At 60.8% G+C, this 11,043-nt stretch carries 5 protein-coding genes and 2 rRNA genes; 6 read left to right on the forward strand and 1 reads right to left on the reverse strand.

Annotated elements, in window-relative coordinates; translation table 11 throughout:
• Positions 1 to 93 precede the first annotated feature (93 nt).
• Positions 94 to 1,410, forward strand: coding sequence for a tyrosine--tRNA ligase (tyrS, locus tag WFL22_RS12365; RefSeq protein WP_336653103.1), 1,317 nt, complete (start codon positions 94 to 96; stop codon positions 1,408 to 1,410).
• Between the two features lie 148 nt (positions 1,411 to 1,558).
• On the opposite strand, the gene WFL22_RS12370 is transcribed toward tyrS, so the two are convergent.
• Positions 1,559 to 2,140 carry a helix-turn-helix domain-containing protein gene (locus tag WFL22_RS12370; RefSeq protein WP_336653102.1) on the reverse strand — a complete coding sequence of 194 codons (582 nt, stop codon included), beginning with the start codon at positions 2,138 to 2,140 and terminating at the stop codon, positions 1,559 to 1,561.
• 140 nt (positions 2,141 to 2,280) lie between these two features.
• On the opposite strand from WFL22_RS12370, the gene speB reads away from it, so the two are divergent.
• The 5 genes from speB (at position 2,281) to WFL22_RS12395 (ending at position 11,027) form a co-directional block, all read left to right on the forward strand.
• Positions 2,281 to 3,228 carry an agmatinase gene (speB, locus tag WFL22_RS12375; protein WP_336653101.1) on the forward strand — a complete coding sequence of 316 codons (948 nt, stop codon included), beginning with the start codon at positions 2,281 to 2,283 and terminating at the stop codon, positions 3,226 to 3,228.
• Between the two features lie 105 nt (positions 3,229 to 3,333).
• A complete protein-coding gene (locus WFL22_RS12380; protein ID WP_336993081.1) occupies positions 3,334 to 3,747 on the forward strand; it encodes a YybH family protein in 414 nt (137 codons plus the stop codon).
• Complete coding sequence (locus WFL22_RS12385; protein ID WP_336993083.1) at positions 3,744 to 5,171, forward strand: purine-cytosine permease family protein; 1,428 nt, start codon at positions 3,744 to 3,746, stop codon at positions 5,169 to 5,171. The genes WFL22_RS12380 and WFL22_RS12385 overlap by 4 nt, the downstream gene beginning before the upstream one ends.
• Positions 5,172 to 5,922: 751 nt before the next feature.
• A 16S ribosomal RNA gene (locus tag WFL22_RS12390) occupies positions 5,923 to 7,449 on the forward strand.
• A 475-nt stretch (positions 7,450 to 7,924) separates the two neighbouring features.
• A 23S ribosomal RNA gene (locus tag WFL22_RS12395) occupies positions 7,925 to 11,027 on the forward strand.
• The 16S and 23S rRNA genes sit together here, the layout of an rRNA operon.
• Positions 11,028 to 11,043: the final 16 nt, after the last annotated feature.

Below are 11,043 nucleotides of genomic sequence, written 5' to 3' on the forward strand. Positions count from 1 at the left end.
GTAGCTATCCTTTGTCTGTTGATCCACTGTGCTGGGTGTTTCCTTCTGCTGCGGGGCCGCGCGCCCGGGCTGGGTCACGGTACGATGGCAGGCGTGTCAGTAGCAGAAGAACGAGCCGAGATCCTGGCCGCCCAGCGCAACGACGACAGCTTCGCCACCCTGTGGGACGAACTGCAGTGGCGAGGGCTGGTGCACGTGTCGACCGACCCCGAGGCGCTTTCCGCGCTGTTCGAGGGTGAGCCGTTCACGTATTACTGCGGTTTCGATCCGACGGCACCGAGCCTGCACCTGGGCAATCTGGTGCAGCTGCTACTGCTGCGTCGTCTGCAGCTCAAGGGGCACAAGCCGCTCGGCTTGGTGGGCGGATCCACGGGCCTGATCGGCGATCCGCGCCCCACTGCTGAGCGCACCTTGAACAGTCGCGAGACCGTGGCGGAGTGGGTGACGCGCCTGCAGGGTCAGGTGTCGCGATTCCTGTCGAGCGATGGTGAGAACGCGGTGCGTCTGGTCAACAACCTCGACTGGACGGCACCGCTGTCGGCGATCGATTTCCTGCGCGAGGTGGGCAAGCACTTCCGCGTGGGCACCATGCTGAAGAAGGATGCCGTTGCGGCACGCCTCAACTCGGATGAGGGCATCAGCTACACCGAGTTCAGTTACCAGGTGCTGCAGGGCTTCGACTTTCTCGAGCTGTTCCGTCAGTACGACTGCGTGCTGCAGTCGGGCGGCAGCGATCAGTGGGGCAACCTCACGAGCGGCACCGATCTGATCCGCAAGGTCGAAGGTGGTTCGGCGCACGCCGTGGGCACCCCGCTCATCACGAACGCCGACGGCACGAAGTTCGGCAAGAGCGAGGGCAACGCCATCTGGCTCGACCCGGAGATGTGCTCGCCTTACACCTTCTACCAGTTCTGGCTCAACCAGGCCGACGCCGACGTGATCGATCGTCTCAAGGTGTTCACCTTCATGTCGCGCGCCGAGATCGAGGAGTACGAGCGCCAGGTCGCGGAGGAGCCCTTCAAGCGCGCCGCGCAGAAGCGTCTCGCGCTTGAGGTCACCACGCTGGTGCACGGGGCCGCCGCCGCGCAGGGCGCGATCGACGCGTCGGAAGCGCTGTTCGGTCGTGGTGATCTGACCGCGCTTGACGAGGCGACGCTGCGGGGTGCGGTGTCGGAGCTGTCGCAGGCGGTCGGTGCGGTTGGCGCGCCGGTGACGCAGTTGATGGTCGAGGCCGGGCTCGTGAAGAGCCTGGGCGAGGCGCGTCGCGCGGTCGCGCAGGGCGGCGTCTACGTGAACAACGTGGCTGTCGAGAGCGAGGATCGCGCCCTCGAGGCGGCGGATCTGCTGCACGGCCGCTTCGCCGTGCTGCGCCGAGGCAAGAAGACCCTCGCCGGCGTCGTCGCTGGCTGACCCGCCCGGCCCCGGCGGTTGCACTGACCCAGCCCACCTTTTCGAGCCGGCCTGCAATTCACGTGAATTGCAGGCCGGCTCGAACGTTGTGGGCCGACTCGATGGTGGCCGGTGGCCGGTGGCCAGCGGGTGGCGGATCACGTAGCCGCTACGCGGATCCGCTCCACGCGGCGGGCACCAGCACCCACACCACCTCGGCACCGGCCTCGGCCGTGCGCCAAGTGTGGGGCGTGCGACCTGGGAAGGTGAGGGTGTCGCCCGGGTCGAGGGCCTCTTCACGGCCGGCGAACTCCACGGTGACCGAGCCCGAGATGACATGCAGCGACTCGACGGCGCAGTTGACGGTGTACAGCTGATCGCCGCCGTTCGCGTGCGGCTCCAAGTGGGAGCGCAGCAGCTGCACGCGCTCCTCGGTGCGGGGCGTGACCAGGCGCTCGTCGGCGCCGGATCCGCCCATATTGATGCGCGGGGCATCTGCGAGCGCAACCCGCTGCAGATCGGGGGCCTCGAACAGATTGCCCACCGGCAGTGACAACGCCTGGCAGATTTGCACGAGTGTGGGCACGCTCGGCATGGTCTCGTTGCGTTCGATGCGGCTGAGAAACCCTTTGGTGAGCCCGGTCGCCGTGGCGAGGTGTTCAAGGGTCATCGCCTGGGAGAGCCGTGAGGATCGCAGCTGGGCTCCGATCCGCACCGGTGCATCGTCGGCGGTGGGGTGCACGGGGCGCATAGTGTCTGCCCTTCTCCGCGCGTGCCGATGCGGTGCGCGGCTTCGTTGACGGCGCGGGAAGAACCGGCCTATAGTGAATGCAAGTTCACCAACAGAACTCACATGTTTACTATAAGACAACTTCGAAAGGAAGTGGCACCGTGACCGAACACACGCCTCAGGGCCCTGTCGATGCCAGCCTCACCCCGCGCTACGCAGGGATCGCGACCTTCGCCAAGCTGCCCCGCATCGAGGACGTGCCGGCCGCCGACATCGCCGTCGTGGGTGTGCCCTTCGACACCGGCGTGAGCTTCCGCCCCGGTGCCCGCTTCGGCCCCAGCCACGTGCGCGAAGCCTCGCGCCTGCTGCGCCCCTACAACCCCGCGCAGGACATCTCGCCCTTCGCCCGCAAGCAGGTCGTCGACGCCGGTGACATCGTTGCCAACCCCTTCAGCCTTGACGAAGCCGTGCGCCAGGTCGAAGAAGCCGCCACCGAACTCGGCGAAAAGGTCGACAAGATCGTCACTATCGGCGGCGACCACACGATTGCCCTGCCGCTGCTGCGCGCCATCAACAAGAAGCACGGGCCCGTCGCCGTGCTGCACTTCGATGCGCACCTCGACACCTGGGACACCTACTTCGGTGCGCCCACCACGCACGGCACCCCCTTCCGCCGGGCCTCCGAAGAAGGCCTCATCGACCTCACCGCCTCCATGCACGGCGGCACTCGCGGCCCCCTCTACGGCAAGAGCGACCTTGAAGACGATGTGAAGCTCGGCTTCCAGATCGTCACGAGCGAGTTCATCGAAGAGCACGGCATCCCCGCCGCCCTCGAGAAGATCCGCGAGCGCGTTGGCGACAAGCCCCTCTACATCTCCATTGACATCGACGTGCTCGACCCCGCGCACGCCCCCGGCACCGGCACCCCCGAAGCCGGCGGTCTCACGAGCCGTGAGATGCTCCGCCTCATTCGCGGTCTCGCCGACCTGCACATCGTCGGTGCCGATGTCGTCGAGGTCGCCCCCGCCTACGACCACGCCCAGATCACCGCGGTCTCCGCGAGCCACGTCGTGTACGAGCTCGTGAGCGCCATGGCCGGTCGCGACTGATCCACCCCCCTGTGGGTGAGCGGGGCGGATCGGGATCGCTCGGCCCCGATCCGCTCTCCCGCCCACCCGAAGCCGCACCCCACTGAGGTTCATAGGAGCACCAGCATGACCACCACCCCCACTGAAGCCGAGGTGCTTGCCGCGGCCGACGCCATCATCGAGGCGTTCGCGGCGACCGACACCGGAGCCTACTTCTCGGGCTTCTCCGAAGACGCGAGCTTCATTTTCCACCCCGAGCCCGCGCGGCTCGACTCGCGCGCCTCATACGAAGCGCTCTGGGCCGGCTGGGTCGCCTCCGGCTGGCGGGTCACCGCCTGCAGCTCCACCGACCGCATCGTGCAGACCTTCCCCGGCGGCGCAGTGTTCAGCCACACCGTCGCCACGAGCATCGACTCCGCAGACGGGCCCGACTCCTACATCGAGCGTGAGAGCATCATCTTCCGCGTCGCCGAGACCGGTGGCCTCGTCGCGATCCACGAGCACCTGTCGACCGTGCCGGGCGAGGGGAGCGAGGCGTGACCTCTCCGCAGACGATGGCCGTCAACCTCGACGGCCATGACGACTCGGCCGGCCCCGTGCGCGGTACGCAGTCGCTGCTGCGCATCGCGATGATCTGGCTCGCCGCCAACCTCGTGGTCACCACGCTGCTCACCGGCACCCTCTTCACTCCCGCGGTCTCGTTCGGCACAGCATCGGCGATGATCGTGGTCGGCACGCTCATCGGCGTGGTCGTGCTCGTGCTGATCGGCAACATGGGCACGCGCACCGGCCTGCCCACGATGGCGCTCACCCGCGGATCCTTCGGCATTCGCGGCAGCATCCTGCCGGCCGCGGCGAACCTCATCATCCTCATGGGGTGGAGTTGGGTGCAGGCCATGCTCGCCGGCGTCACGGTCAACTACCTCGTGCACGAGGCGACCGGTTTCTCGAACCCCATGCTCTTCTCGGCGATCTGCCAAGCCGTCGTAGTAGTGCTGGCGATCTTCGGCCACACGGGCATTTCGCGCGTGGAGCCCTGGCTCGCCCTGGCGATCCTGGTGGTCATGGGCTTCGTGTTCGCCGCCGCCTTCGGGGCGTTCAGCCCCGAGGAGTTCGCGGCGATCCCCGTCGACTCCTCACTCGGCGGTACCCCGTTCATCACACTCGACATGGTCATCGCAACCGCGATCTCGTGGACGGTGCTCTCGGCCGACATGAACCGCCACGCGAAGAGCAGCACCGCGGGCATCGTGGGCTCGGGCATCGGCTACACGCTCTCGACCACCATCTCGATGTTCCTCGGTCTCGTCGCCTTCAGCGCAGTTTTGCTGCGCGGCGACCGCGAGCCGATCCCCTTCGACCCCGCGACCATCGTGTCCGAGTTCGGCTGGCCGCTCGGCATCGCGATCTTCCTGTCGGTGATGGCGACGAACACGATGGTGGTGTTCGGCATGGTGACCTCGGTGGTGAACGCCCAGTCGAAGTGGCACCTGAAGTTCCTGCCGACGGCGCTCGTGCTCGGCGCGATCTCGGTGATTGGCTCGACCTTCCTCGGGCTGCTGAACCAGTTCACCGACTTCCTCTTCGTGATCAGTGCGTTCTTCGTGCCGGTGTTCGCGATCATGATCGCCGACTACTACCTGCTGAAGCGCCGCGGCTACTCGCGGCAGATTCTGCACGAGCGCCCCGAGAGCCGCTACTGGTACACGGGCGGCGTGAACTGGGTGGCCGTGATCGTGTGGGTGATCGGCGCCGTGCTCTCATACATGCTCGCCTATGTGGCCCCCAGCCCCATCGGCGCGAACATCCCCGCCTTCGCGGTGAGCTTCCTGCTGTACCTCGGGCTCATGGTGGTCATCGGTCGCGGGGGAGCGTTCGGTCTGCGGGATCGGCGCGACGCCGATCCCGCCGGACACCTGCTCGACGGTGCCGACGAGACCGCCGCGCTGCGTCTGGAGAGCTGAGCGCTGCGGCCCGGCGCAACGCTGGCCCGCACATCGCACGAGCAGAAGCCGCTCGCTGTCGTCCCACCTGGGTGGGGCGGTGGCGGGCGGCTTCTGACGTTGATGGAGCTTGTGAGGGTGAGACACGCCCGGGAAACGGGGCCCAACCGAGCAATTGGGGCAGTTTGGGGCTGTTTTCGGGGGTTTCGGGCCTCGCGAGCAGAAGAGGCGTCGAGGGCAAAAACCGCGGAATCATGCGGAGACACGCCCGGGATTTGGGCGGTAATTGCAGGGGCTCCGAGATCTGCGTAATGTATTCCCTTGTCAGCGCGACAGGGCGGGCAGCGAGAGCGGCCCGGACAAGTTGCGAATCGGATCTCACGAAGATCACTCCGAGAAGGACTTGAATAAAGTCTGCCTGAGAGTGTAAAGTGGGACTCTCGATCTCACCACCGAGATCCATCCTGAAACAGGATGAGATTCTGATGCTCGTTCATCAAAACGAGTTGGATTTGCGAAAAGCAAGTTCAAGTGGTAAGTTAGACAGGTTGCTGTTCGGAAGGCTTTGGCTGGTACGGGTGGTGTCTGGTCTTTGAGAACTCAATAGTGTGCACTTAATTGTCATATGCCAATTATTTATCCCCGGCATCGACTGTTTTGGTTGGTGTTGGAGATTCCTTTTTTGGATAACGAGATTGTCAGTAATGATGGTCTGTTGTCAGGTCAAACTCGCAGCTGGTCGCCTTATTCCGGTGTCTGGTTGCACATGTTTTTTACGGAGAGTTTGATCCTGGCTCAGGACGAACGCTGGCGGCGTGCTTAACACATGCAAGTCGAACGCTGAAGCCCGAGCTTGCTCGGGTGGATGAGTGGCGAACGGGTGAGTAACACGTGAGTAACCTGCCCATGTCTCTGGGATAAGCGCTGGAAACGGCGTCTAATACTGGATACGAGCATCCACCGCATGGTGAGGTGTTGGAAAGATTTATCGGACATGGATGGACTCGCGGCCTATCAGCTAGATGGTGAGGTAATGGCTCACCATGGCGACGACGGGTAGCCGGCCTGAGAGGGTGACCGGCCACACTGGGACTGAGACACGGCCCAGACTCCTACGGGAGGCAGCAGTGGGGAATATTGCACAATGGGCGCAAGCCTGATGCAGCAACGCCGCGTGAGGGATGACGGCCTTCGGGTTGTAAACCTCTTTTGTCAGGGAAGAAGCGAAAGTGACGGTACCTGGAGAAAAAGCACCGGCTAACTACGTGCCAGCAGCCGCGGTAATACGTAGGGTGCAAGCGTTGTCCGGAATTATTGGGCGTAAAGAGCTCGTAGGCGGCTTGTCGCGTCTGCTGTGAAAACCCGAGGCTCAACCTCGGGCCTGCAGTGGGTACGGGCAGGCTAGAGTGCGGTAGGGGAGATTGGAATTCCTGGTGTAGCGGTGGAATGCGCAGATATCAGGAGGAACACCGATGGCGAAGGCAGATCTCTGGGCCGCTACTGACGCTGAGGAGCGAAAGCATGGGGAGCGAACAGGATTAGATACCCTGGTAGTCCATGCCGTAAACGTTGGGAACTAGATGTAGGGCCTGTTCCACGGGTTCTGTGTCGTAGCTAACGCATTAAGTTCCCCGCCTGGGGAGTACGGCCGCAAGGCTAAAACTCAAAGGAATTGACGGGGGCCCGCACAAGCGGCGGAGCATGCGGATTAATTCGATGCAACGCGAAGAACCTTACCAAGGCTTGACATATACGAGAACACTGCAGAGATGCAGGACTCTTTGGACACTCGTATACAGGTGGTGCATGGTTGTCGTCAGCTCGTGTCGTGAGATGTTCGGTTAAGTCCGGCAACGAGCGCAACCCTCGTCCTATGTTGCCAGCACGTTATGGTGGGAACTCATGGGATACTGCCGTGGTCAACACGGAGGAAGGTGGGGATGACGTCAAATCATCATGCCCCTTATGTCTTGGGCTTCACGCATGCTACAATGGCCGATACAAAGGGCTGCGATACCGCGAGGTGGAGCGAATCCCAAAAAGTCGGTCTCAGTTCGGATTGGGGTCTGCAACTCGACCCCATGAAGTCGGAGTCGCTAGTAATCGCAGATCAGCAACGCTGCGGTGAATACGTTCCCGGGCCTTGTACACACCGCCCGTCAAGTCATGAAAGTCGGTAACACCCGAAGCCGGTGGCCTAACCCCTTGTGGGAGGGAGCCGTCGAAGGTGGGACTGGTGATTAGGACTAAGTCGTAACAAGGTAGCCGTACCGGAAGGTGCGGCTGGATCACCTCCTTTCTAAGGAGCACTCGACAGCTAAGCTGTCGCAGAATGGCTCGAACAACGGCGAATGTTCGTTGCGAGTCGCTCATGGGTGGAACATATGACAAGCAAGCTTGTTTGCTCGCTGGTGCTAGTACGCATCGTCTTCTTCGGGGGATGGTGTTGGAACGTGCGGGTGTGTGAGCGGGCTTGCGGCAGGTGCATACTATTGGGTCCTGGAAGACCAGCCGATTCGCCCCGTTTGGGGTGGGTGGACTGGGATTCTTCCGGCCCGCGGTCACGGAACGTGTTGTTCGTGATGGTGGGATCGGCCGTACGTTGAGAACTACACAGTGGACGCGAGCATCTAGCCAACGTCAAATCATGATCTGCTTCTTTGTGGGGTGGGTTGTGAGATGGGGTTGGTTGATACTTTAATTTCATTGGTCGCACACCGGCCATGGGCTTTCGGGTTCGTGGTGGGTGTGTGTTTCGATAAATGCTTATGTGATTTCAAGTTTCTAAGAGCAAACGGTGGATGCCTTGGCATCTGGAGCCGAAGAAGGACGTAGTAATCTGCGATAAGCCTCGGGGAGCCGATAAACGGGCTGTGATTCGAGGATTTCCGAATGGGGAAACCCCGCCAGGGCGCGTGCGTACCTGGTGACTCCCGCCTGAATATATAGGGCGGGTAGAGGGAACGTGGGGAAGTGAAACATCTCAGTACCCACAGGAAGAGAAAACAACATGTGATTCCGGTAGTAGTGGCGAGCGAACCCGGATGAGGCTAAACCGGTCGTGTGTGATACCTGGCAGGGGTTGCACGATCGGGGTTGCGGGACATACCGTGAGGCGCTGCTGAGCCTCGAACGTGAATGTGTAGCTATAGGAGAACCGCTTGGAACGGCGGGCCGGAGTGGGTGAGAGCCCCGTATCCGAAATGGTGGCACTGCGTGGTGTGTATCCCAAGTAGCACGGGGCCCGAGAAATCCCGTGTGAATCTGTCAGGACCACCTGATAAGCCTAAATACTCCCAGATGACCGATAGCGGACTAGTACCGTGAGGGAAAGGTGAAAAGTACCCCGGGAGGGGAGTGAAAAAGTACCTGAAACCGTTTGCTTACAATCCGTCGGAGCACCCTTGTAGGTGTGACGGCGTGCCTTTTGAAGAATGAGCCTGCGAGTTAGCGATATGTGGCGAGGTTAACCCGTGAGGGGCAGCCGTAGCGAAAGCGAGTCTGAATAGGGCGATTCAGTCGCATGTCCTAGACCCGAAGCGAAGTGATCTATCCATGGCCAGGCTGAAGCGCGTGTAAGAGCGCGTGGAGGGCCGAACCCACTTAGGTTGAAAACTGAGGGGATGAGCTGTGGATAGGGGTGAAAGGCCAATCAAACTTCGTGATAGCTGGTTCTCTCCGAAATGCATTTAGGTGCAGCGTTGCGTGTTTCTTGCCGGAGGTAGAGCTACTGGATGGCCGATGGGCCCTACAAGGTTACTGACGTCAGCTAAACTCCGAATGCCGGTAAGTGAGAGCGCAGCAGTGAGACTGTGGGGGATAAGCTTCATAGTCGAGAGGGAAACAACCCAGATCGCCAACTAAGGTCCCAAAGCGTGTGCTAAGTGGAAAAGGATGTGGAGTTGCTGTGACAACCAGGAGGTTGGCTTAGAAGCAGCCACCCTTGAAAGAGTGCGTAATAGCTCACTGGTCAAGTGATTCCGCGCCGACAATGTAACGGGGCTCAAGCACACCACCGAAGTTGCGGCATTCAGCGTATAGACAAGCCTTCGTGGTTCAGTTCGTTGGATGGGTAGGAGAGCGTCGTGTGGCGAGTGAAGCGGCGGAGTGATCCAGTCGTGGATGCCACACGAGTGAGAATGCAGGCATGAGTAGCGAAAGACGGGTGAGAAACCCGTCCTCCGGAAGACCAAGGGTTCCAGGGTCAAGCTAATCTTCCCTGGGTAAGTCGGGACCTAAGGCGAGGCCGACAGGCGTAGTCGATGGACAACGGGTTGATATTCCCGTACCGGCGGTAAACCGTCAAAGACCTAACCAGTAGTGCTAAACAAACCAAAGCCTTGATGGATCCTTCGGGTGATGTTGGGGTGGCGGCTGTGAACCCGAACTGGGGTGGTGAGCGTGAGGTGTGACGCAGGAAGGTAGCCAGTGCCGGGCGATGGTTGTCCCGGTGTAAGCGTGTAGCCCGAATCGGTTTAAGAGATCGGTTCTTTGGGTGAGACGTGATGCGGACCCGTATGGGGAAGCTGGTGATCCTATGCTGCCAAGAAAAGCATCGACGCGAGGTTTGCTGTTGCCCGTACCCCAAACCGACTCAGGTGGTCAGGTAGAGAATACTCAGGAGATCGAGATAATCATGGTGAAGGAACTCGGCAAAATGCCCCCGTAACTTCGGGAGAAGGGGGGCCATCCACTTATACCAACTTGCTTGGGAAAGGGTGTGGTGGCCGCAGAGACCAGTGGGAAGCGACTGTTTACTAAAAACACAGGTCCGTGCCAACACGCAAGTGGACGTATACGGACTGACGCCTGCCCGGTGCTGGAAGGTTAAGAGGAGAGGTTAGGGTTCGCCCGAAGCTTTGAATTTAAGCCCCAGTAAACGGCGGTGGTAACTATAACCATCCTAAGGTAGCGAAATTCCTTGTCGGGTAAGTTCCGACCTGCACGAATGGCGTAACGACTTCCCAGCTGTCTCCACCGTGAACTCGGCGAAATTGCAGTACGAGTAAAGATGCTCGTTACGCGCAGAAGGACGGAAAGACCCCGTGACCTTTACTACAGCTTGGTATTGGTGTTCGGTGTGGCTTGTGTAGGATAGGTGGGAGACTTTGAAGCGGTGACGCTAGTTATCGTGGAGTCGTTGTTGAAATACCACTCTGGTCATATTGGATATCTAACTACGGACCCTGATCGGGTTCTGGGACAGTGCCTGGTGGGTAGTTTAACTGGGGCGGTTGCCTCCCAAAAAGTAACGGAGGCGCCCAAAGGTTCCCTCAACCTGGTTGGCAATCAGGTGGCGAGTGTAAGTGCACAAGGGAGCTTGACTGTGAGACTGACAGGTCGAGCAGGGACGAAAGTCGGGACTAGTGATCCGGCAGTGGCTTGTGGAAGCGCTGTCGCTCAACGGATAAAAGGTACCTCGGGGATAACAGGCTGATCTTGCCCAAGAGTCCATATCGACGGCATGGTTTGGCACCTCGATGTCGGCTCGTCGCATCCTGGGGCTGGAGTTGGTCCCAAGGGTTGGGCTGTTCGCCCATTAAAGCGGTACGCGAGCTGGGTTTAGAACGTCGTGAGACAGTTCGGTCCCTATCCTCTGCGCGCGTTTGAGATTTGAGAGGATCTGACCCTAGTACGAGAGGACCGGGTTGGACGGACCTCTGGTGTGCCAGTTGTTCTGCCAAGGGCATGGCTGGTTGGCTACGTTCGGGATGGATAACCGCTGAAAGCATCTAAGCGGGAAGCCGGCCTCAAGATGAGATCTCAGTGAACTTCGGTTCGAGAGGCTCCCAGTAGATGACTGGGTTGATAGGCCAGATGTGGAAGCACGGCAACGTGTGGAGCTGACTGGTACTAATAAGCCGATGACTTGATAACACCCCACAACACCACC

Source organism: Leucobacter sp. VD1, assembly GCF_037150695.1.
GTDB lineage: Bacteria > Actinomycetota > Actinomycetes > Actinomycetales > Microbacteriaceae > Leucobacter.

What these genes read in the sequence shown, in the direction of transcription:
- WFL22_RS12370 (WP_336653102.1), bottom strand. Translation starts at nt 2,140, where the DNA reads ATGCGCCCCGTGCACCCCACCGCCGACGATGCACCGGTGCGGATCGGA.
- WFL22_RS12380 (WP_336993081.1), top strand. Translation starts at nt 3,334, where the DNA reads ATGACCACCACCCCCACTGAAGCCGAGGTGCTTGCCGCGGCCGACGCC.